We start from the raw sequence: 21,360 nt of genomic DNA, 5'->3' as shown, positions 1-21,360 counted from the left end.
ATTTCGATGAGCGACGATACGCGCCATACACTTCACGCGTTCGATGACGACCTCGATGCCTTGCGCGCCTCGGTCAGTCACATGGGCGCTTTGGTCGAAGCCGCGATCGTCGCAGCCATGAGGGCGGTCGAAACAAACGATGCCGAAGCCGCGACTACAATCATTGCCAACGATCGGGTGATCGACGCCCTGCAACTGGGCATCGAACGCGACATCGTTCGCCTGCTTGCCTTGCGTGCACCGCTAGCCGACGATCTGCGTGACGTGATTGCTGCGCTTAAAATCGCGGGCGTGCTCGAACGCATCGGCGACTATGCCAAGAACATCGCACGCCGCGTGTCAGTGGTAGGAGACCTCAGCGTGATCGACAGCCGCGGGATCGTTGCCAGCATGGGCAAGGCAGTCCTTTCACTGGTCGCCGATGCCGTTTCTGCATTCGCCAAACGCGATGCCGAGGCGGCCCGCGACATTGGGGAACGCGATCAGCAAATCGATCAACTCTACAACGAACTCTCACTGGCACTGGTCGCGCAGATGATGAAAGACCCGAATACCATCGGCGTCTGCACTCATCTGCTATCGGTGGCTAAGGGTCTCGAACGGATCGGCGACCATGCGACCAACCTCGCCGAGATGGTCTATTTCGCTGCGGTCGGCACCGCAATGCCCGACCGCATCCGCTGGCTCGCTACCGAGCGGATCGGTTAAATATAGTTAGCGGCTCGATGGTCCTGAAGGACTGGGCAGTACCCAGCCTTCAGGTCTGGCAATCACGATATTAAAACACGTGGGATAGCCGAGAGCGTTACTGCTTTTCGGTGGTTGCATCCGCCTCTTTGCTTGCAATGGTCGTGGCGCAATTCGACCCGCTCTTGTCATGGACGATCAACGGCGTCTTGCCCGATAGGTGGATCGGAGCCGCCTGCTGAATGCATGGTTTCTTCACGGGACGATAATGAACCGCTGGCACCTTGCCTGCCTGGTTCCAGTGCATCTCATGCGTGTCGCTAAGCGACTGCGCAGTTGCGGGTACGGCCAGCAAGGCCATCGAAATTGCTACGGCTTTAATCAAAATCATTATTCTTCCTCATGTATCGATCAGACCACCAAAATAGGCGCCCCACGTTGCCGCGCTTTGTCGCTGGCGTGATGATATGTGTCTGGATCGCGAACGGCCGGTTGCAGAATCGCGACAAAGTGTTGCTGATCCCGGCACCGCATTGGTCTGTTCATGAGGCGCGTTGATCCACGGCATCTTCGTGGCTAAGTGACACTTATGGTACTATTTCGTTTTCTGAGCCGCTGGTGACCGAACAATCTATTGTATTGGTCGAAGACGATCCCGCGCTGCGCACCCTCACCGCCCGCGCACTCCGTGAAAATGGATATGCCGTCCGCACCGCGGCAACTGCTCCGGAGATGTGGATTGCATTCGATGGCGGGCCGGTTGAACTCGTCGTGCTCGATATCATGCTTCCGGGCACCAACGGCATCGACCTATGTCGCCAGATCCGACGGAAAAGTGACGTGCCGATTATTTTCGTCAGCGCCCGCGGCAGTGAATCCGACCGGATCATCGGGCTGGAACTCGGTGCCGACGATTATCTGGCTAAACCGTTCAGCACGCGCGAACTGGTCGCACGCATTCGCGCGGTTTTGCGTCGTCGGTCGGGCGACGGATTCGCGAACGAGAAGCGCCTCGATCAAGCGCATTTCGATGGATGGACGGTCAACTTCCCGCGCCGCGAGCTTCACGCGGCGAGCGGTGCCATCGTCGATCTGACGGGTGCCGAATTCGACCTGCTTTCCACCTTCCTGTCGCAGCCGCAGCGGGTAATCGCCCGCGAACGCCTGATCGAATTGTCCCGCACCCGGCTGGGGGACAGCTCCGATCGCAGCATCGATGTTTTGGTCAGTCGCCTGCGCAGAAAGCTGTCGGCCAGCGGGTTGGAAGCACCCATCGTTACGATCCGCGGCATCGGTTATATGCTAAAGGTCGAGGTGACGCGATCCTGAAGCAACTCAAGAATCATTCCCTCGGTTTGCTCGGCCGACTTTTCCTCATCCTGCTCCTGACGGTCCTCGTCGAGTTCAGCGCCAGCACATTATTGTACGAACGCGCATCCCAGCTTTCGCTGCGAGAAGACGAAGCGCACCGGCTCGCCGAACATCTTGTCGTGTCGCGCGCCCTGCTCGACAAATGGCCGCAGGAACAGCGCAAACGGATAGCGCGCGACCTTGTGACCGACCGTTACGGGATCGGATGGAGTATCGCTCAGCCGAGCAGCTCGTCGTTTCGGCCTCACCTCGATGAGATGCAGCGGCAGATTCTCGCCTGGGAGCCTCAACTGGCACGATCAAGCCTGCATCTGCGGCTGCCGGCGCTGCAAAACGGATCGACCGTGCTGGGCGACCTCCGGCTCTCCGACGGTAGCTGGATGACGTTCGAGATGCGCGGCCTCACCTCGCAGGGAAATCTCGCCGTCAGTCGCATCTTGCGCGCATTGATACCCGCACTCATCCTGCTCTTGTTCAGCGGCCTGCTGATCAGATCGACACTGCGTCCGCTCCGCACGCTGATCGGTGCGACGAGCAAGGTTGGCCTTGGCAAGCGGGAGCCGATCGAGGAAGCGGGATCGGCCGAGATCCGAAGTTTGATTCACGCGTTCAACGAAATGCAGGATCGCATCCACAAGCTGATCGAAAGCCGCACGCTTGCGCTCGCTGCGGTCAGTCACGATTTGCGCACGCCGCTCGCACGCCTGCAATTACGGATAGAGGCTGTTCGTGAGACCGGTCTGCGCGAAGAACTGGGTAGCGATGTCGCCGAAATGGACGATATGGTCGCCTCGCTGCTCGCCTTTTTCGGCCGCCAGAGCGATGCCGAGAAACCGGCACTTGCCGACCTTGCCGTGACCGTCTTAACACTCGTCAACAACGCAGCCGATCGTGGCCTTAATGCGCATTATATCGGTCCCGATCATCTGGAAATAACCTTGCACGTCTCTGCGATACGGCGCGCAATATCGAACCTTCTCGAAAACGCGCTTCATTACGGCGGACGAGCAGAGGTTCGGCTGGAGAGTTCGGACAGCGAAATCACTATCACCGTTGACGACGATGGGCCGGGCATTCCCGAAGACCGAATCGCGGAAGTTCAACAACCCTTTGTCCGCCTTGCCGACGCGCGCGAACGTAACACTAGCGGACTGGGGCTCGGACTCGCCATTGTCGCAAGCGTGGTCGAAGCCGAAGGTGGTGTCTTCACGCTCACGAACCGTTCGTCGGGTGGGTTATCCGCACGAATAAAGATCGATCGACCATAGTAAAAGGTCGCCACAACATTCACCGCAGCAATGCTTTGTCACATAAGTGCTGCTCTGCGGCAAGATTAGCCCCTTAATTTCCGTACTCCAGCGCAATTTGTTTTGCGCGTGATGCAAGGAGTACGACCATGAACGAATTGATCGGGCGGGTCTTCAGTTTCGAAAAGACCGTGTTTCCCAACCAGAGCGACCTGTTCTCGAAGCTGGTGCGTGACGGACAGAGTCCAAAAGCGCTGATGATCTCGTGCGCCGACTCGCGCGTTGCTCCAGAACACATCATGCAGGCCGTACCCGGCGACCTGTTCGTATGTCGCAATGCCGGGAACATCGTACCCCCGTTCTCACAAGCCAACGGCGGCGTTTCCTCGACCGTAGAATATGCCGTAATGGCACTCGGTGTTCGCGACATTATCGTCTGCGGCCATTCGGATTGCGGCGCGATGAAAGCGTTGAGCAAACCCGAATCGCTCGCCAAAATGCCCAATGTCGCGGCTTGGCTGCGTCATTCGCACGCCGCTGAAGCCGTCGTCACCAGCGGTTATCACGATCTGAATGCTGATGAACGCGTCCATGCCATCGCGCTTGAAAACGTTGTCGTGCAGATCGCCCATCTACGCACCCATGCGTCGGTCGCGGCCGGAATCGCACGCGGCGACCTGTCGCTGCATGGCTGGTTCGTGGATATTCACGCTGGTCAGGTTCTCGCTCTCGATGGCGAAACTGGCAGCTTCGAAACTGTCCGCGAAGGCACCCCGCTTCCCGTGGCCCTTGCTGCCGGACAACGTCTTGCCGCCCGCTTTGCATGGCCGGAGGCAGCCGAGTGACCACCGTGGTTGAAAAGCCGCGCGGTTGGATCGTCAAGGATTTCGCCGCGTCGATTGTCGTGTTTCTCGTGGCGATGCCCCTCTGCATGGGCATCGCCATTGCGTCCGGTGTTTCGCCCGAAAAGGGTCTGATTACAGGCATCATCGGCGGCCTTGTCGTCGGTTTTTTTGCCGGATCGCCACTTCAGGTCAGCGGCCCCGCCGCCGGGCTTGCCGTCATCGTATTCGAACTTGTCCGCGACCATGGGATAACCGTGCTCGGCCCGATCCTGTTGCTGGCCGGACTACTTCAGCTTCTGGCTGGTGTTTTCAAACTGGGTGGCTGGTTCCGCGCGATCTCGCCCGCCGTCGTTCACGGAATGCTTGCCGGTATCGGCGCGCTGATCGTGGTGGGGCAATTCCATACGATGTTCGACGCAAAACCGCTGTCGAACGGTCTGGAAAATCTTGCCGCGATGCCAGCCCGGATACTTGGGCTTTCGAACGACATCGGATCAACCGAACTTGCACTGTTCCTCGGCCTGTTCACCATCGCACTGATGCTTGGTTGGGATCGTTTCCGACCGCTGGCACTCAAACTCGTCCCCAGCGCACTGATCGGCGTCGTCGGGGCCACCTTGATCGCATTCTTCCTCGGACTGGATGTCGTGCGCGTCGATGTTCCTGCGTCGATCATCGCTGCGATTGACACACCGGGAGCCGGCTTTCTTGCGCCGCTCGTCAATCCGGCATTGTTGCTGAGCGCGGTTGCGATCGCATTTATCGCTAGCGCCGAAACTCTGCTGTCGGCGGCGGCTACCGACCGTATGCATGATGGTGTCCGCACAGACTATAACAAGGAACTGCGCGCTCAGGGTATCGGCAACATGCTCTGCGGTGCCGCCGGTGCCCTGCCTATGACCGGCGTTATCGTGCGAAGCTCTGCCAACGTGCAGGCCGGTGCGACCTCGCGCTGGTCGACGGTAATGCATGGTGCCTGGATACTTGGCTTCGTTGCCTTATTGCCGTGGGTTTTGCGTGAAATCCCGATGGCGGCACTCGGCGGCGTGTTGGTCGTGACCGGTGCAAAGCTGGTCAGCCTGAAGCACGTCCGGCACCTGTTCCACAATTATGGCCTGCTGCCTGCTGCAATCTGGGCTGTGACTTTCGTGCTGGTGCTGACGACCGACTTGCTGACCGGCGTTCTCGTTGGCCTCGCTTTGTCGCTGGTCGAACTCGCACCCAGCTTCCGTCGCCTTCGCCTGACGGTCGCTACTGCAAATGATGCCGATCGCTGCCGCGTCCGTCTCGACGGGGCCGCGACCTTTATCAGCCTGCCAAAGCTCAATCAGGCGCTCGACAATCTCCCAGAGGGCAAGCCGCTCACCATCGAACTGGGTGGCGTACCGTCGATCGACCATAGCTGCGCCGAGATGCTGCGTGAGTGGCTCGATCGTCAGCGCAAACGCGGCTTCGATATCGAGCTGCTTGGATCGGCGAGCCAGTTGAAGCGGCTCACTGTCTAACTGCGTTGGAAACAGTTTGAAACAATCGGGCAATATCCCGGGCAAATTAGTCAGTCAGGAGAGGAGCCTTCGCGGTGGATGCAGCCCCGGTCGATCATTCGGCTGAGAGGACTGCACCCCGCGAAGCGCAGGCAGGGACATCCAAAAAAGGGAGTCTCTAATGAAAAAATTGCTCGTTCTGGTCACAGCCGTTCTGACCACGGCAACTGGTGCCACCACTCCGGCTTTCGCTCAGGGGGAAGCGCCGACGAAACCTATCACGATCTCTGGCGGTGTTACGCTCGTCAACGATTACCGATATCGCGGGGTTTCGCAGTCCGACGAGGAAATGGCCGTGCAGGGCGGCATTACCGCCACGCATAAAAGCGGATTGTACGCAGGTGTTTGGGCATCGAACCTTGCTGGCTGGGGCACGTTCGGCGGTTCGAACATGGAACTCGACCTGATCGGCGGCTATAAACGCACATTCGGCGGCGCGACCGTCGATGTAGGCCTGACCTGGTATATGTATCCAGGCGGCGCGGACAAAACCGATTTCGCCGAGCCTTATGTAAAGGTCAGCGGCATTGCTGGCCCCGTTTCGCTGCTCGCGGGCGTGGCCTATGCGCCCAAGCAGCAGGCGCTCGGCAACTGGTCCAACACTCCAGAGAGCCGCATCGGCGACAAGGAAGACAACCTCTACATCTGGGGCGACGCCAGTGCTGGCATTCCTGGCACCGCGCTGACGATAAAGGGGCATATCGGATACTCGGACGGTAATCGGGGGCTTGGTCCCAACGGCACCAGCATTGCACCCACCGGCAAATATGCCGACTGGCTGATCGGTGCCGATTATGTGATTTCGCCCGTCACGCTGGGCATCGCCTATGTCGACACCAACATCACGCGCGGCGATTCCTTGTATCTGCAGCCGAACTTTTCTTCGACCAAGGATGGTTCTTCGATCGCCGCGGGCAAAATTCTCTTTTCGGTAAGCGCTTCCTTCTAATCGGCAAACCGCCCTCGGGTTGCTACGATCCGGGGGTGGTTGTGCGTTTTGACAGGGCTGAGCCTCGACGGCCGCGTCCGGCAATAACTTCAGTCGCAATTTAAACTGTAATCTTCCCGTAAGAATAGTGTCACGAGCCGCGCCTAACGGCCGCCCTTGAGAAACTTGGGGGCTTAAATTAAATGACGAAGACAAACTTTACGCGATCGTGCCTTATGGCAAGTGCGGCAATTGCGGCGTGCATGATGTCCGCTGAAATCGCCTATGCAGCCGACGCTCCGGCAACGGTCGAAGCCGCTCCAGAGCCAGACGCTGAATCTCCAGATGCCGCAGGGTACGGCCTCACCGACATCACCGTCACCGCGACAAAGCGGGAAACCAATCTTCAGCAGACACCAATCGCCATCAGCGTGCTCAGCACACAGGCGCTTGAGGATCGTCACGTCCAGAGCCTTTATGACCTTGCCGACGGCGCGGTCCCATCGCTCCGTGTCGCCACCTTCGAAGCGCGCCAGTCGGCCCTGACAGTGGGCATCCGCGGCATTGTGCCACTCGACGCCAACCAGCCTGCACGCGAACAGGGCGTCGGCATCTATATCGACGGTGTCTATCTCGGTCGTCAGCACGGTCTGAACGCCGGTCTGTTCGACGTCGAGCGCATCGAAGTCCTGAAGGGACCACAGGGCACCCTGTTCGGCCGCAACACCGAAGGCGGCGCACTCAGCATCGTGACCCGCGCGCCAAGCGGCGAATTCGGTGGCCGCATGAGCGCCGGAATGGGCAATTACGGAGCCTATAACGGCGACGTGCACATCGATCTGCCCGAATATAAGGGCTTCAGCCTGAAGCTCGACGCGGTGAAGCAATATCAGGGTGCGACAACGAAAAACCCTATGGCTGGGCAGACGGGCTGGAATTATTACGACCGTCAGGGTTTCCGTGCCGCCGTTCGCTGGCAGCCGACCGACAACATCACGAACGACTTTGCATATGACGTTGCCAAGGATCAGAACTCGCCATTTTACAGCCAGTTGCTGAACTTCAACCCGAACGGCTGCGTCGCCGGTACACAGGCCGCGTCGCCGAATTGCCACCTGCCCGGTACTGCATATACGGCCCTGACCGGCACAGTCCGGCCACCGTTGCCAGGTGTCGTCGTCAACGGCGATTCTCGCATGAAAACGGCCGATATCGGCGTTCCACAACAGCCGAGCGTTGATAAGACGCACGGCTTCACCAACAATTTGAAATGGACGATCTCGCCGCAGATCGAACTGCGCTCGATCACCGCATGGCGTGGCGTAACAGCAACCCAGTGGGACAATTCGGGCGGCGCGCACCGTCCACCTGTCGTCAATCTCACCGCAGCGTGCACGGCCGCCGCGCCATGTGCATTCAGCCGTTACAGCCTCGCCGACCTGCGTCAGAACCAGTTTAGCCAGGAATTGCAGGCTGTCGGTACTGTTGGACCGATTGATTACGTCGCGGGTCTTTATTATTTCAACGAACATGTCAGCGATGATGCCGCCACGCCAAGTTCGATCGGCGCGGTTGCAGTCCTCAACGGCGCTGGCGCAGTCACCGGCGCAAACTATGTTCCTATACCGTATTGCACCGCCAACACGCCGTTGTTCGTCGGCGCGGCGGTCAACGGATGTTCAATCGATCGCGCTTCGGAAGTCTGGTCAAAGAGCTATTCTGTCTACGGACAGGCAACATGGAACGCGACTGACGCCATCCACCTGACGGTCGGCGGTCGCTACACCCACGATAAAAAGCGCGGCGTTCTGCACTTCTCGCGCAACGTGAACTATGACGCCACCCCGCCTGCCGCCAGCGTCGGTTACCAGCCGCTCGACCAGTCATGGAACCGGTTCAACCCAATGGCGACCTTGGCGTTCGATGCGACTGAGAACGTCCATCTCTATGCAAAATATGCGACCGGATATCGCGCCGGTGGTGCAAGCTCGCGCACCTCGAACTATCAGCAGTTCAACCCAGAGGACATCAAGTCCTACGAAGTTGGCTTCAAGTCTGATTTCTTCAATCACAAGGCACGCCTGAACGTCGCGGGCTATATCATGGATCGCAAGAACAGCCAGATCGACATCAGTTCGATCCAGTTCGTCAGCGGAAGCAGCTTCAACAACCTTGTGACGATCAATGCGCCGGGTAATACCAAAATTCGCGGCATCGAAGCAGACCTGACCGTCAACCCCGTTCAGGGCCTGACACTGTCGGCGTCTTATGCCTATACCTATACGAAGATCCCACCGGTGCAGATTGCGGCGGCCACTGGCCTGACGCCCGCAGTGTATCAGAACTTCTACATCGTCTTCACCCCGCGCAATGCGGCCAGCGGCGCGGCTGACTATGTCGTCCCCGTGACCGACAGCGGTGTCAAACTGCGCTTCCATATTGACGGCAATTACGCACAGGCCACTCAGGCTTTCGACCAATTCGCAACGAAGGCTGACGCGTCGTTCATCGTCAATGGTCGTATCGCCCTTGCCGACATTCCCGTCGGTAGCGGCAACAACCGCTTCACGATCTCGGCATGGGCGCGCAACTTGTTCGACAAACAATATGTCTTCCGCCGCGATCCATCGAACAGCCTGCCCGCCGCGCCAACGACCAGTGTGACAACCGGCAGCATTGCCAATGTCATCGGTGATTATGGCAACTTCAACGCGCCACGTACCTTCGGCGTCGAAGCTTCGGTCAAGTTCTAACCAAACCCTCCCCCTGATGGCCCCGGCAAGGAAACCCCTTGCCGGAGCCATTTTTCTTTTACCGTTCGTGAAGCCGCACCAACGCAATCCCCGCCAGATTCTGCGCGCGCGCGATCTTCTTGACTCGCGGCCATGCGCGCTCCCCGACCAGCGCCGCGAATGCGTCGAAATGGCGCTGCAAATCCGCACCTCGACACTTTTGTTCGCGCCGCGCCTGAGCCACCACGACCGCTGAATCGCCCAGTAATTCGAAATCCTCGACACCTGAATCCTGTGCCACTTTCAACGCCAGTATCAGTGCCAGCCACTCCGCATCACAATTGGTGCCGACACCAATTCCGGTGGAAATATGCGCCACCCCCCGAATCACAACGGCGGCCTCCATCGCACCCGGATTGGGCCGGCAGCCGCCATCGAAATACACCTTCAGTCGCTTTGTTTTTACAGCCATTCGGCGAGCGTACGCAGTTCGGCGATGCTTGGTATCGCGAGCAACAGGCCGAACGCCACATCGAACGTCCGCACAGCGCGCACCCGCTGTCCGCGCCGGTGGTTTCGAACGTCGACCAGCGTCATAAACAACACCGACAGTCCGCAAAACGCAGTCGCCGCCAGCGCAAAGGCCAGCGGGAATACCAGCACTTTCTCGAATGACGCCCCCGCGAACATCGCATAGATCGCCCATAGGATCAGCGCTGCGCCCGCAGCCACCGCACCCGACCCGGTGGCGCGCTTTATCGTCCAGCCTGAAATAATACCCATGCGCTCTCTGTGGCGCATCGTCGCAAAAGACGCACTCACTTTTCAATAGCGAACGTCCAGCCCCTGTCTTAACCTCGTGCAATCAAACGGGGATGTTTCATGAAAACCAGATTTATCGCAGCGCTCGGCCTTATCGCGCTCACCCTGCCTTCGATCGCGCTGGCAAATACCGAACAATTCACGGTGATCTCTGGCGGCAAAAAGGTCGGACACCTCACCGCCAGCACGACTGGCGACAAGACAGTCATCGACTATGACGTGAAGGACAACGGGCGCGGACCGACGATTGCCGAAACGATAACGCTCAATGCCAACGGCCTGCCAACGGCATGGAGCATCACCGGAGCAACGACTTTCGGCAGCAAAGTCAACGAACAGTTCAACCAGATCGGCACCAAAGCCACCTGGACCGACTCTACCGGCAAGGGCAGCAGCACCGTCCGCGAACCCAGCCTTTATATCGGGCAATCCTCCAGCACCTATGCGCTGGGCCTGTACGCCCGCGCTCTTTTAAAAAACGCCGACCGCTCTATGCCAGCACTCCCCGGCGGCACGATCCGCCTTGAAAAGGGAGAGGCCGTGGCAATCACCGGGACTCCCGGCCCGCTGCAAACGACCGCCTATACGATCAATGGCCTGGACCTCACTCCCGACACGATCCTGCTCGACGCACAGGGCACGATGATCGGCTACGTAAGCCCCGATTCGATCATGATCCGCGCAGGATATGAAGGCGAAGAGGAACGCCTCCGTGGGTTGGCGGCAAAATGGTCGACCGACCGTTACGTCTCCATCCAGCAGAAGGTCGCGCACAATTACGGCGCGCCTGTCCGCATTAAGAACGTCCGCATCTTCGATCCCGCAACCTCTGCCCTTACCGCCCCGATGTCGGTAATCGTGCGTGGTAAAGAGATTGCGGCCATCGAAGCGCTCGACAGTCCGGCCACTCGCGGCGAAGTCACCATCGACGGAGCAGGCGGCACTCTGATCGCTGGCATGGTCGAGGCTCACGGTCACCTCGGACAGGATGATGCCCTCCTGAATCTGATGGCGGGCATCACGACCGTTCGCGACATGGGCAACGATAATGCCGTGCTCGACACGCTGATCGATCGCATGGATGCGGGAACCATCGGCGGCCCCCACATTGTCCGCAGCGGCTTTATCGAGGGCAAAAGCCCTTTCAGCGCCAACCTAGGCATCCTTGTCGATAGCCAGTCCACCGCTATCGATGCCGTGCGCTGGTACGGTGCGCGCGGATATTGGCAGATCAAGATCTACAACAGCATGAATCCGGCATGGGTGCCCGCGATGGTTGCAGAAGCACACAAGCTCGGGATGCGCGTTGCCGGGCACGTCCCCGCTTTCTCCAACGCCGACGCCATGATCGCGGCAGGTTATGACGAAATGACGCACATCAATCAGTTCATGCTCGGTTGGGTTCTGAAACCGGGCGAGGACACGCGCACGCTGTTCCGCCTCACCGCGCTCCGTCGCCTGCCTGCGCTCGACCTGAACAGCGCGCCGGTTCAGCACACCATCCAGTCGATGGTCGACGGTCACAAAGCGATCGACCCCACACTCGGCATCCACGAACAGCTCACCGAAAACCGCGACGGCATCATTCCCCCCGGCGCGGTCGATTATTTCGACCATATGCCGATCGGCTATCAGCGCAGCGCAAAAAAGGGCTGGATCGACGTGTCCGCGCCCGGTGACGACGCGCTTTATCGTGGTGCGTTCGACAAGATACTCGCGACCGTCCGGATGCTCCACGATCGCGGCATCTTCATCGTGTTCGGCACCGATACCGGCGGCTCGTTCACGTATCACCGCGAGCTGGAACTGTATCAGAAGGCGGGCATGACCGCCCCCGAAATTCTGAAGCGCGCAACTTTCGACAGCACGCAATATCTGGGTCAGGACCAGCGCATGGGATCAATCGCAAAGGGCAAGCTCGCCGACTTCTTCCTCATCCCCGGCGACCCGACCAAAGACCTGAAGGCAATCAAGACGATCCGCATGGTCGTGAAGGACGGCACCTTCTATTACCCCACCGAAGTGTACCCGAGCTTCGGCATCAAACCCTTCACCACCGTTCCGAAAGTTACCCCGCCGGCACCTCAATAAACTTGCGCACGACCGCACGTTCCAACGTGCGGTCGGCCAGCGAATAATACAGGTGCGCCGTCTCGCCCAGATCGACCACCGACGCCGCAAAGGCGATATCGGCCGCTGCACGCTGCAACTGCGGCGGTGGCACGATCAGCGGCTCGATGCAGCGGTCCACGACCTTCGTACAGTCCCGGTCGAACGCCACCCAGCCGATCCGCCAGCGCGCGTCTTGCGTCGCACCATTATAGAACATCACCGGCTGGTCGGGGTCGCTCGTCAGCATCGGCCCGGTCGACAAATGCCATGAATCCCACTGGTCGGTTCGCGGTCCGAACGGAGCGGGCTGCTCAGTCCACGGCCCCGCCACATCGTTGCCGATCGCCAGCCCGATCAGCGAAGCATTGTCCCGCGCATATTCATAGAATAACCGCCAGCGCCCGTCCGCCGTCCGTTCGATCGTCGCTTCCTTGGTGTTACCCTCAGTCTTCGAAGACGCCAGTGCCACGCCCTTCTTCACCAGCGACCGCAAATCTGGCCCTTCGGCATATAGCATCTGCCCGGAAGAATGCGTCGCATCGACCCCGGTATAATAGACCACCCAGCGCCCATCGATCAGCACCGGCGTAGGGTCTTCGCATCCCCCGATATCCAGCGCGCCCGGCCCCGGAACCAGCACCGGCGTATCGTCCATAGTAAAGCTCAGCCCGTCGCTGCCCTCGCCATACCAGATCGTGCCAGTATCCTGATCGCTCGATCCGGCGCGCGGCACAGCCCGCACCAAAATCGCGAACCGCCCACCATCAAGCTGCCAAACATACGGACTCATCAAATCCCGCGTCGCCAGAACGCCCGTCGCCTCCAGCCGCACCGCATCGATCGCCTCGACGTTAAAATCCAGACCCATGCCTTAAGCTCCCTGCGCAAGAACAAGCGACAGACCGCCATCGATCGTCACCGTAGTGCCCGTAATATAGGCCGCAGCCGGTGACGCGAGGTACACGGCCAGCGCCGCCACCTCCTCCGCCGTCCCAGCCCGCTTCACCGGAATTGCCGCCTCCAGACTCGACCGATACGTCGCATCGGCTTGAGCCTTGGCATTCATCGGCGTCAGGATCATGCCCGGCGCAATCGCGTTCACCGTTATCCCCGCCCCCGCGCACTCCAGCGCCATCGTCTCGGTGAGCATTTTCAGGCCGCCCTTGGCCGAACAATAATCCGCGCCGCCCGCACGCGCGTCCTCCGCGTGGATCGACGATATGTTGATGATCTGACCGGGCCCACCAGCCTTCAGCCGCTCCTGCACGAACCGCCGCGACGTCAGGAACGGTCCCGTCAGATCACTCCCGATCAACCGCTGCCACTGCACCAAAGTCATGTCCGCAACCGGCACACCCGACTGGTTTAACCCTGCCGAATTGACAAGCACCCCCGGCACGCCCAGCGCCGCGATCACCGTATCGAAAGCCGCCTCGACCGCAGCTTCATCGGCAACATCTGCCTGCACCGTGATCCCGCGCCGACCCGCAGCCGTCACCACGGCCACCGTCTTGTTCGCAGCATCAATGTCATGAAAATACAGCACAGCGACATCATAGCCAGCCGCAGCAAGAGCACCCGCGCACGCAGCGCCAATGCCCGATTCAGCACCCGTAACAAACGCCACGGCCTGGGACTCACTCATTCATTTCTCTCTTTACGAAAAGAAAAAGGCAGCGCGACCGGTCCCTCGGCCACACCGCCTCATATCATGGTTTTAGCGGCACTTAACCTGTTGATTATTCTGGTCGATCGCCCGACCCGCCAGCGCACCGATCCCGGCACCCAGCAAAGTCCCGACAGTGCGCGAATGACCGCCGGCAATCACATTGCCCAACACGCCGCCACCAGCCGCACCGATGATCAGCCCGGTCGTGCCGTCGTTGCGCTTGCAATAATAGCGCCCGTCATTGCCACGATAAACGCGATCGTCCGACGTCAGCACGCGCTCCTGATAATTCGGTCCATCGCGGTAATAACGCGAAGGCTCGTAATTCTGGTCGACCACATCGTCCTGATAGCCATCACGCGGATCGGGACGATAACCCTGATCCTGATATCCCCCGCCCCGATAGTTCCGCGCGGCGACATAACGATCCACCTCCGCCCGGTACGTCTGATATTCACTGTCATAGCGACGCTGCGCCGCATTGAAGCGCGCATCGTCCTGCGCACTCTGCGCCAGCACTGGCGTCGCGAGCGAAAGGCAAGACGTCGCGGCAATCACAGCCAGACGGGTAAAACGGCTCATTTCAGATTTCCTATCCTGTTACGTGGTCAGAACGGCCCCCATGCCCATTCGTTGCATAACGAGAGATGTATGGAGTGTCGCCCGCCGTTCATATATAGTCCGCACCCAAGCCGCATGAGTCATAGCGGCAGGAGGATACAGTGTTTGCGTTCGTAATGTTGCTTAGCCTGTCGCTCAGCGCCGGGTCGATAAATGCGGTTCCGGTCGATAAGATTTCAGGCGGCGGCGAAATGGCGCGTTCGATCGACGGCCGCCCGACCACCGTACCGGCAATAGGGTGGCGCGAAGCCCCTTCCGAGTTTCGCCATTTCAATTCAGGCTTCCGCCCGGAGCCAATGGCCCACAACCGCGAACTCCGCATCGATCGCCGCGCCCAGCGCCCCCATACCCACTCCGCCAGTTTGCCGCCGCGGCGGAACGGGTGCGAGACTTGTCGGCTGACAATCTGGCGGTAATTTCGGTCGGCCTTACGTCTGAAATATTCAGCAATCGGATCGACAGCATCGGCAGGCGAATTGCCGTGAACCGTGCTGGTCGGAACACCCCTGCCTCTTAAACATTCAACCCTGTAACGAAACCAAACCCATACAGGGGAATAACCGATGGCGGCACGACCCTATTGGCGCGGGCAGATCAGACTGGCGCTGGTCTCCATTCCCGTCGAAATCTTTTCCGCCACCAAAAGCGGCGCGGCAATTGCTTTTCACCAGATCTACGAACCGACCGGCCAGCGCATCAAATATGAAAAGACCGTGCCCGGCATCGGCCCGGTTGACGTCGATAAAATCATCAGGGGCTTCGAATATGAAAAGGGCGAATACGTCCTGCTCGAAGAAAAGGAGATCGAGGGCGTCAAGCTGGAGAGCAAGAAGACGCTCGAGTTGACCCAGTTCGTCGATAGCAAAGACATCGACGCCATCTATTTCGAAAAACCCTATTACGTCGTCCCCGCCGACGATCTGGCTGAGGAAGCATTCATCGTCCTGCGCGAAGCGCTCCGCCGCGCGCACAAGATCGGCCTTGGTCAGCTTGTCATGCGCGGCCGCGAATATGTCGTCAGCCTGAAACCATGCGGGCGCGGCATGGTCATGGAAACGCTGCGCTACGCCGACGAGGTTCACAAGGCGGCAGGCTATTTCCGTGACATCCCCGACACCACGCCCGACGAAGATCTACTCGACCTCGCCAACACGCTGATCGACAAGAAGTCGGGCAAGTTCGACGCCAGCGACTTCCACGACCGCTATGTCGACGCGCTGCGCGACCTGATCGAGCGCAAGAAGAAGGGCAAGACCATCACCATCGACAAGGATGATGGCCCGGTGAAGGGCGGATCGAACGTTATCGACCTGATGGCCGCGCTGAAGAAATCGCTCGATGGACCGGGGAAGAAACCAGCTCCCGCTGCGGCACAGGCCTCGGCAAAAGCGCCTGCCAAAAAGCGTACCGCCAAAACTGCAAAAGCCCGATGAGCAGAAAAGTCCGATGAGCAAAAAACCCCGCTTCATTGAGCTTGTCGAAGAACTGCCCTGCTTCCTATCTGAGCCAAGCAGGACAACCCTTCGACAAGCTGAGGGAAGCGGGGTTTTGGGGTTCTCTCCCCCTCTAACACCCGCCCAAGGACACCAATCTGATGGCCCGCGCCCCAGCCAAACCCAAACCGCTTCCAACTTCCGAAGCCGCACTCACTCTCTACCGCGAAAAACGCGACTTCAGGAAAACCCCCGAACCTTCAGGCGGCGCGCCCTCCCCCACCGACAATCACTTCATCGTTCAGAAACACGCCGCATCCCGCCTCCATTACGATTTCCGACTGGAAATGGACGGCGTACTCTGGAGCTGGGCCGTCACGCGCGGGCCAAGCCTCAACCCCGACGACAAGCGCCTCGCCGTCCGCACCGAAGACCATCCGCTCGACTATGCGACGTTCGAGGGCACGATCCCAAAGGACGAATACGGCGGCGGCACCGTCATGCTGTGGGACGACGGCACATGGGAATCGCTGCCCGGCAAAGACCCGCGCAAGACCATCGTCGAGGGTCACCTACACTTCTTCCTCCACGGCCACCGCATGAAAGGCGAATGGCTGTTGATCCGCCTGAAACCGCGCGGAAAGGAAAAGAGTGAGAACTGGCTGTTGCGTAAAATCGCCGACGAGCACGCGGGCGGATCGGACGACCTCGTGACGCGCGAGCTTACCAGTGTGAAAACCGGGCGCTCGATGGAGGAAATAGCCGACGGAAAGGCCGTTTCTGCGCCGAAAGCCGCCACGAAACAGCCAAAACCAACCAAAAACGGGCAAAAATCACCCCCGTTTCGCGCTGTTCAACTTGCAACTCTGGTGGATACCGTACCCTCGGGCGACCGCTGGGTCCACGAGATGAAGTACGACGGCTATCGCACCCTGATCTCGGTCGGTGGAAACGCCGGCAAAGCCTATACCCGCTCCGGCCTCGACTGGACCGACCGCTTTCAGGGCATAGTCGATGACGCCGCGACACTGGCCAGCTCTGCCCTGTTCGATGGCGAGGCAGTCGTTCTGGACGCCGAAGGAAAAACCAGTTTTCAAGGACTTCAGGCCGCGTTGAAGGGCGACCGCTCAGCAATAATCTATTACGCGTTCGACCTGCTGGAATTGGACGGCGAGGATCTGACCAAACTCCCCCTCCTTGAACGCAAAGCGAAACTGGCCGCGCTGATCGGCAACGGCACCGACCGCATCCGCTATTCCGACCATATCGTCGGCAAGGGCGAACAACTATTCAGCAGTTTCTGCAAGGCCGGTCTGGAGGGCGTAATCTCCAAACGCGCAGACTCCCCCTATTCCGGCACCCGATCATCCAACTGGTTGAAAACAAAGTGTATCAAGCGGCAGGAGTTCATCATTGTCGGATGGACGCCCTCGGAAAAAACCAGAGGATTCCGGTCTCTGTTGTTGGGCATAAATGACAAGGACGGCCTCCGCTATGCAGGCAAGGCAGGCACCGGTTTCTCGTCTGACGAGATGGACCGCCTCCTGAAACTGATGGAGCCCCTCGAAGTAAAGTCCCCGACAGTCGAAGCCCCACGCGCCGCCGTTCGCGGGGCACATTGGGTAAGGCCAAAGCTCGTCGCCGAGATAGCCTTTACAGAATTTACCGGAGAAGGCGTGATGCGCCACCCCAGCTATATCGGCCTGCGCGAAGACAAAAACGCTGAGGCGGTGGTGCTGGAAAAACCAGTCGCGGCCGTGAAAAAATCCACAGTGAAAATCACCAATCCCGACCGCATGATCTTCCCGGAGTCCGGCCAGACCAAAGGCCAACTCGCCGCCTATTATCAGGCGGTGGCAGAGATAATGCTCCCCTGGGCCGGGAACCGCCCGATCAGCCTCGTCCGCTGTCCCCAGGGGCGCGGCAAGAAATGCTTTTTCCAGAAACACGATGCCGGGGTGTTCGGTGAGAGCGTTAAGCAAATCGCCATCACCGAAAAGGACGGCCATCAGGAACCCTACATCTTCGTCGACAGTGCCGACGGCCTGCTGACCTGCGTCCAGATGGGAACGATCGAATTTCACGGCTGGGGCGCGCGGATAGAAGATATCGAAAAGGCCGACCGCCTGGTCTTTGATCTAGACCCGGACGAAGGGCTGAACTTTAAGGACGTCATCTCCGCCGCCTTCCACGTCCGTGATTTGCTGGCGGAAATGGGGCTGGCGACCTTCCCGATGGTGACCGGCGGCAAAGGTGTTCACATCATCGCGCCCCTGACCCCGCAAGCCGAATGGCCTGCGGTAAAGGACTTCGCCCACCGTTTCGCCAGCGCACTGGCACAGTCTCAACCCGATCGATTTACCGCCGCGCTGGCAAAGGCGAAACGCACGGGCCGCATCTTTGTGGACTACCTCCGCAACCAGCGCGGTTCGACGGCTGTGATGCCTTACAGTGCGCGCTCACGGCCCAATGCGCCGGTTGCGGCCCCGATCATCTGGGAGGAGCTTCGCAAGCTGGACGGGGCTGCGCGCTGGCATATCGAAGATGCCGCCGAATTGATCGAACGGTCCAGATCCAAAAACCTTGCGGGCTGGGGTCGGGCAAACCAGACGCTGCCCGACCTTTAACGCCTCACGCCTGGTGGATGGCCTTGGTCACCAGAAACACGTCCAGTCCCTCGGGGCCGTCTTCCGACCCATGCCCTGAATCCTTCACGCCACCGAACGGCGCATCGACCGCGCTCATGCCGACTGTGTTGATCCCGATCATCCCACTCTCGATCGCGTCACCAAGCAGCAACTGACGCCGACCGTTTTCGGTGAAGCAATAGGCGGCCAGCCCATAGGGTAGCCGGTTCGCCTGCTCGACCGCATCGTCCAGCGTCTTGAACGGCCGCATCATCGCGACGGGACCGAACGGCTCGTCATTCATGATGCGCGCTTCGAGTGGCACATCCAGCAACACGGTCGGACGATAGAAAAACCCGTCGCCTCCGCTCCGTTCGCCCCCGGTCGCGAGCCGCGCTCCAGCTTTTGTAGCGTCGGCAACCATTGCCTCGATCGCATCGGGACGGCGCGGGTTCGCGAGTGGCCCCATGTTCGTCGCGGCATCCATACCGCTGCCGAGGTTGATCTTGTCGACCCGTTCCACGAACGCCTTGGCAAACCGCTCGTAAATCCCCTCCTGCACATAGAAGCGCGTCGGGGAAACACAGACCTGCCCGGCATTACGGAACTTGGCCGCCGCCAGCATCGGCACCGTCTTTTCGAAATCGCAATCATCGAAGATCAGCACCGGAGAATGTCCGCCAAGCTCCATCGTCGTGCGCTTCATACCGTCGGCGGCCAGCTTCATCAGGTGTTTACCGACCGGCACCGACCCCGTAAAACTGATCTTGCGGATGATCGGCGACGAAATCAGGTGGCGCGACACGGTATCGGGCACACCGAACACCATGCCGAGAACGCCATTCGGCAGTCCGGCGTCAATGAAGCAACGGACGACTTCGATCGCCGAACCCGGCGCTTCTTCAGGCGGCTTCACGATCATCGAACACCCTGCGGCCAACGCAGGCGCAATCTTTCGCGCGGGGTTCAGGATCGGGAAATTCCACGGGCAGAATGCGACCGCCGGGCCGACCGGTTCCTTGACGACGACCGAGCGGCTGCCCGCCGGACGCTGCAAAACACGCCCGTAAACGCGCTTGGCTTCGGCTGCGTACCAGTCAATCAAAGCCGCCGTATAAGCGAGTTCCCCCTTGGCTTCGGCAAACGGCTTGCCCTGTTCAAGCGTCGCGATGGTGGCAATCCTGTCAGCCCGCTCACGCAATAACCGCGCCGCTATCGTCAAGACCGCGCCACGTTCGTCAGCAGTCTTTGCCCGCCAGATGCGATATCCCCGCGCCGAAGCGTCCAGCGCGCGATCGAGATCGTCGGCAGTCGCCATCGGCAACACACCGAGCACATCGCCAGTGGCCGGATTGACGACATCATGCGTCTGTCGATCACCGGTGCCGATCCACTCACCATCGATATGAAGTGAGAGTGTGGTTTCATAACGTTCGTTCACGCAGCCACTCCTACATGTGTTTTCAATGGGATCGCGCTGTCGGCAAGCAACGCTGGAGCCACAGCGATCCCACCGGTAACAAGTGCCTTGCCCTGCACATAATCCTTCACCGCGTTCACACAGTCGAGTGCGATAACTTGCCCCCGGCGAAGGTAAACGACGGAAAACGACCGCGCCGCAATGTCGCCGCGCACCACAATATCGTCATAGCCGATGGACAGGCCGACAGTCTGCAAACGCAGATCATATTGGTTCGACCAGAACCACGGAACCGCGTGATACGGCTTTTGTTCGCCCATGATGTCCTTGGCGGCTGTGGTCGCCTGATCGTTGGCGTTCTGCACCGATTCAAGCCTGATCCAGCCACCTTCGGCAAAGCTGTTTTCGTGCCGCGCACAATCGCCGATCGCGTAGATATCCGGCAGGCTGGTCTTACACAGCGCATCGACATCGACGCCGTTGCCACCCGTGGCTCCCGCAACGAGCAAAGGCTCGACCGCGGGCACGATGCCGATACCGACAACGACGATTTCGGCAGGCAGAACTTCACCGTCCGCAAGCTTCACTCCGGTCACTTTGACGCCGTCGCCAACCAGCGAATCCACCGCGACACCAAGGTGGACGGTAACGCCATGTGCGCGGTGTTCGGCTTCATAGAATCGCGACAGTGGTTCGCCCGCAACGCGCGCCAGAACGCGGTCCATCGCCTCCAGAACCGTCACCGACTTTTCGAATTTGGTCATTACTGCTGCGGCTTCGAGGCCGATGTAACCGCCGCCGATCACGACGACACGCGCGGCGTGCTGCAATTCCTGTTCGAGCTTGTCGACATCGGCGCGGGTGCGAATACCGTGGACGCCTTCAAGGTCGAAACCATCGCAACTCAATTTACGGGCATGGCCGCCGGTCGCCCAGATCAGTTTGCCATAACCGATTGTCGCAACGGCCCTGTCAGTAACCTGATGAGCAGCAGGATCGACCTTGTCGATGCGCCGTTTGGTCAGAATGTCGACATTGCGCTCTCCCCAAAAGGCGGCGGGGCGGATCATGATGCGTTCGAACGGCTTGTCGCCTGCCAAATATTCTTTCGACAATGGCGGCCGCTCATAGGGCAGGTCCGCTTCTTCGGTCACCATCGCGATACTACCGGCAAAACCCGCCTGACGCAGCGCAATAGCAGCCTGTGCCCCGCCGTGTCCGGCACCGACGATCAGGACATCATAGCTGCTTGCGCTCATAATTTGCTCTCCATCTTTGCTCCCCGAAAGAACGCCACGGCGC

At 59.7% G+C, this 21,360-nt stretch carries 19 protein-coding genes; 11 read left to right on the top strand and 8 right to left on the bottom strand.

The features are described 5' to 3' along the window. Nucleotides 1-6 precede the first annotated feature (6 nt). Nucleotides 7-708, top strand: coding sequence for a phosphate signaling complex protein PhoU (phoU, locus tag D3Y57_RS14960; RefSeq protein WP_121156015.1), 702 nt, complete (start codon nt 7-9; stop codon nt 706-708). 97 nt (nt 709-805) lie between these two features. Here the strand turns inward: phoU and D3Y57_RS14955 are convergent, their stop codons facing one another. Continuing rightward, nucleotides 806-1,078: a hypothetical protein gene (locus D3Y57_RS14955; protein ID WP_121153858.1), complete on the bottom strand. Its 273-nt coding sequence runs from the start codon at nt 1,076-1,078 to the stop codon at nt 806-808. A gap of 227 nt (nt 1,079-1,305) precedes the next feature. Here D3Y57_RS14955 and D3Y57_RS14950 point away from each other — a divergent pair, with 227 nt between their 5' ends. The 6 genes from D3Y57_RS14950 to D3Y57_RS14925 all read left to right on the top strand — a co-directional run bounded on the left by D3Y57_RS14950 (nt 1,306) and on the right by D3Y57_RS14925 (nt 9,375). Then, nucleotides 1,306-2,016, top strand: a complete 711-nt coding sequence (locus D3Y57_RS14950) for a response regulator transcription factor (RefSeq protein WP_121153856.1) — start codon at nt 1,306-1,308, stop codon at nt 2,014-2,016. 26 nt (nt 2,017-2,042) lie between these two features. After that, nucleotides 2,043-3,326, top strand: a complete 1,284-nt coding sequence (locus D3Y57_RS14945) for an ATP-binding protein (RefSeq protein ID WP_239025871.1) — start codon at nt 2,043-2,045, stop codon at nt 3,324-3,326. Nucleotides 3,327-3,454: 128 nt separating this feature from the next. After that, nucleotides 3,455-4,150 (top strand): carbonic anhydrase, encoded by a 696-nt coding sequence (locus D3Y57_RS14940; protein WP_121153854.1) that lies wholly within the window; start codon nt 3,455-3,457, stop codon nt 4,148-4,150. Further along, complete coding sequence (locus tag D3Y57_RS14935) at nt 4,147-5,655, top strand: SulP family inorganic anion transporter (RefSeq protein WP_239025870.1); 1,509 nt, start codon at nt 4,147-4,149, stop codon at nt 5,653-5,655. The genes D3Y57_RS14940 and D3Y57_RS14935 overlap by 4 nt, the downstream gene beginning before the upstream one ends. 160 nt (nt 5,656-5,815) lie before the next feature. After that, entirely contained in the window at nt 5,816-6,643 is an 828-nt protein-coding gene (locus D3Y57_RS14930) for a TorF family putative porin (protein ID WP_121153850.1), read from the top strand. 182 nt (nt 6,644-6,825) lie between these two features. Next, the gene (locus tag D3Y57_RS14925) at nt 6,826-9,375 is read left to right on the top strand and encodes a TonB-dependent receptor (protein ID WP_121153848.1); all 2,550 of its coding nucleotides are present in this window, start codon (nt 6,826-6,828) and stop codon (nt 9,373-9,375) included. Between the two features lie 58 nt (nt 9,376-9,433). Here the strand turns inward: D3Y57_RS14925 and D3Y57_RS14920 are convergent, their stop codons facing one another. Then, nucleotides 9,434-9,826 carry a reverse transcriptase-like protein gene (locus D3Y57_RS14920; RefSeq protein WP_121153846.1) on the bottom strand — a complete coding sequence of 131 codons (393 nt, stop codon included), beginning with the start codon at nt 9,824-9,826 and terminating at the stop codon, nt 9,434-9,436. Beyond that, a complete protein-coding gene (locus D3Y57_RS14915) occupies nt 9,817-10,137 on the bottom strand; it encodes a hypothetical protein (RefSeq protein WP_121153844.1) in 321 nt (106 codons plus the stop codon). The genes D3Y57_RS14920 and D3Y57_RS14915 overlap by 10 nt, the downstream gene beginning before the upstream one ends. Nucleotides 10,138-10,236: 99 nt before the next feature. Here D3Y57_RS14915 and D3Y57_RS14910 point away from each other — a divergent pair, with 99 nt between their 5' ends. Then, on the top strand, nt 10,237-12,267 hold the full coding sequence (locus tag D3Y57_RS14910; RefSeq protein ID WP_121153842.1) for an amidohydrolase family protein: 2,031 nt from the start codon (nt 10,237-10,239) through the stop codon (nt 12,265-12,267). Here the strand turns inward: D3Y57_RS14910 and D3Y57_RS14905 are convergent. The 3 genes from D3Y57_RS14905 to D3Y57_RS14895 all read right to left on the bottom strand — a co-directional run bounded on the left by D3Y57_RS14905 (nt 12,245) and on the right by D3Y57_RS14895 (nt 14,539). Then, on the bottom strand, nt 12,245-13,156 hold the full coding sequence (locus D3Y57_RS14905) for a glycoside hydrolase family 130 protein (RefSeq protein ID WP_121153840.1): 912 nt from the start codon (nt 13,154-13,156) through the stop codon (nt 12,245-12,247). The genes D3Y57_RS14910 and D3Y57_RS14905 overlap by 23 nt on opposite strands. Before the next feature lie 3 nt (nt 13,157-13,159). Then, complete coding sequence (locus tag D3Y57_RS14900; RefSeq protein WP_121153838.1) at nt 13,160-13,933, bottom strand: SDR family oxidoreductase; 774 nt, start codon at nt 13,931-13,933, stop codon at nt 13,160-13,162. A 72-nt stretch (nt 13,934-14,005) separates the two neighbouring features. After that, the gene (locus D3Y57_RS14895) at nt 14,006-14,539 is read right to left on the bottom strand and encodes a glycine zipper 2TM domain-containing protein (RefSeq protein ID WP_121153836.1); all 534 of its coding nucleotides are present in this window, start codon (nt 14,537-14,539) and stop codon (nt 14,006-14,008) included. Nucleotides 14,540-14,679: 140 nt separating this feature from the next. On the opposite strand from D3Y57_RS14895, the gene D3Y57_RS14890 reads away from it, so the two are divergent. The 3 genes from D3Y57_RS14890 (at nt 14,680) to ligD (ending at nt 18,638) form a co-directional block, all read left to right on the top strand. Continuing rightward, nucleotides 14,680-14,994 (top strand): hypothetical protein, encoded by a 315-nt coding sequence (locus D3Y57_RS14890; RefSeq protein ID WP_162987151.1) that lies wholly within the window; start codon nt 14,680-14,682, stop codon nt 14,992-14,994. 147 nt (nt 14,995-15,141) lie between these two features. Next, nucleotides 15,142-16,011, top strand: a complete 870-nt coding sequence (ku, locus tag D3Y57_RS14885) for a non-homologous end joining protein Ku (protein ID WP_121153832.1) — start codon at nt 15,142-15,144, stop codon at nt 16,009-16,011. 161 nt (nt 16,012-16,172) lie between these two features. Further along, nucleotides 16,173-18,638, top strand: a complete 2,466-nt coding sequence (gene ligD / locus D3Y57_RS14880; protein ID WP_121153830.1) for a DNA ligase D — start codon at nt 16,173-16,175, stop codon at nt 18,636-18,638. 4 nt (nt 18,639-18,642) lie between these two features. On the opposite strand, the gene D3Y57_RS14875 is transcribed toward ligD, so the two are convergent. Both D3Y57_RS14875 and D3Y57_RS14870 read right to left on the bottom strand, forming a co-directional pair. Further along, nucleotides 18,643-20,079: an NAD-dependent succinate-semialdehyde dehydrogenase gene (locus tag D3Y57_RS14875; protein ID WP_121153828.1), complete on the bottom strand. Its 1,437-nt coding sequence runs from the start codon at nt 20,077-20,079 to the stop codon at nt 18,643-18,645. Beyond that, nucleotides 20,076-21,317 carry an NAD(P)/FAD-dependent oxidoreductase gene (locus D3Y57_RS14870; protein ID WP_121153826.1) on the bottom strand — a complete coding sequence of 414 codons (1,242 nt, stop codon included), beginning with the start codon at nt 21,315-21,317 and terminating at the stop codon, nt 20,076-20,078. Before D3Y57_RS14870 ends, D3Y57_RS14875 begins: the two co-directional genes overlap by 4 nt. Nucleotides 21,318-21,360: the final 43 nt, after the last annotated feature.

The sequence above is a fragment of the Sphingomonas paeninsulae genome (genome assembly GCF_003660165.1).
Lineage (GTDB): Bacteria > Pseudomonadota > Alphaproteobacteria > Sphingomonadales > Sphingomonadaceae > Sphingomonas_O > Sphingomonas_O paeninsulae.
Note: the sequence above shows the minus strand (reverse complement) of the source record. Positions and strands in the feature narration are given on the sequence as shown.

What these genes read in the sequence shown, in the direction of transcription:
- phoU (WP_121156015.1), top strand. Translation starts at nt 7, where the DNA reads ATGAGCGACGATACGCGCCATACACTTCACGCGTTCGATGACGACCTC.
- D3Y57_RS14955 (WP_121153858.1), bottom strand. Translation starts at nt 1,078, where the DNA reads ATGATTTTGATTAAAGCCGTAGCAATTTCGATGGCCTTGCTGGCCGTA.
- D3Y57_RS14940 (WP_121153854.1), top strand. Translation starts at nt 3,455, where the DNA reads ATGAACGAATTGATCGGGCGGGTCTTCAGTTTCGAAAAGACCGTGTTT.
- D3Y57_RS14930 (WP_121153850.1), top strand. Translation starts at nt 5,816, where the DNA reads ATGAAAAAATTGCTCGTTCTGGTCACAGCCGTTCTGACCACGGCAACT.
- D3Y57_RS14925 (WP_121153848.1), top strand. Translation starts at nt 6,826, where the DNA reads ATGACGAAGACAAACTTTACGCGATCGTGCCTTATGGCAAGTGCGGCA.
- D3Y57_RS14920 (WP_121153846.1), bottom strand. Translation starts at nt 9,826, where the DNA reads ATGGCTGTAAAAACAAAGCGACTGAAGGTGTATTTCGATGGCGGCTGC.
- D3Y57_RS14915 (WP_121153844.1), bottom strand. Translation starts at nt 10,137, where the DNA reads ATGGGTATTATTTCAGGCTGGACGATAAAGCGCGCCACCGGGTCGGGT.
- D3Y57_RS14910 (WP_121153842.1), top strand. Translation starts at nt 10,237, where the DNA reads ATGAAAACCAGATTTATCGCAGCGCTCGGCCTTATCGCGCTCACCCTG.
- D3Y57_RS14905 (WP_121153840.1), bottom strand. Translation starts at nt 13,156, where the DNA reads ATGGGTCTGGATTTTAACGTCGAGGCGATCGATGCGGTGCGGCTGGAG.
- D3Y57_RS14900 (WP_121153838.1), bottom strand. Translation starts at nt 13,933, where the DNA reads ATGAGTGAGTCCCAGGCCGTGGCGTTTGTTACGGGTGCTGAATCGGGC.
- D3Y57_RS14895 (WP_121153836.1), bottom strand. Translation starts at nt 14,539, where the DNA reads ATGAGCCGTTTTACCCGTCTGGCTGTGATTGCCGCGACGTCTTGCCTT.
- ku (WP_121153832.1), top strand. Translation starts at nt 15,142, where the DNA reads ATGGCGGCACGACCCTATTGGCGCGGGCAGATCAGACTGGCGCTGGTC.
- ligD (WP_121153830.1), top strand. Translation starts at nt 16,173, where the DNA reads ATGGCCCGCGCCCCAGCCAAACCCAAACCGCTTCCAACTTCCGAAGCC.
- D3Y57_RS14870 (WP_121153826.1), bottom strand. Translation starts at nt 21,317, where the DNA reads ATGAGCGCAAGCAGCTATGATGTCCTGATCGTCGGTGCCGGACACGGC.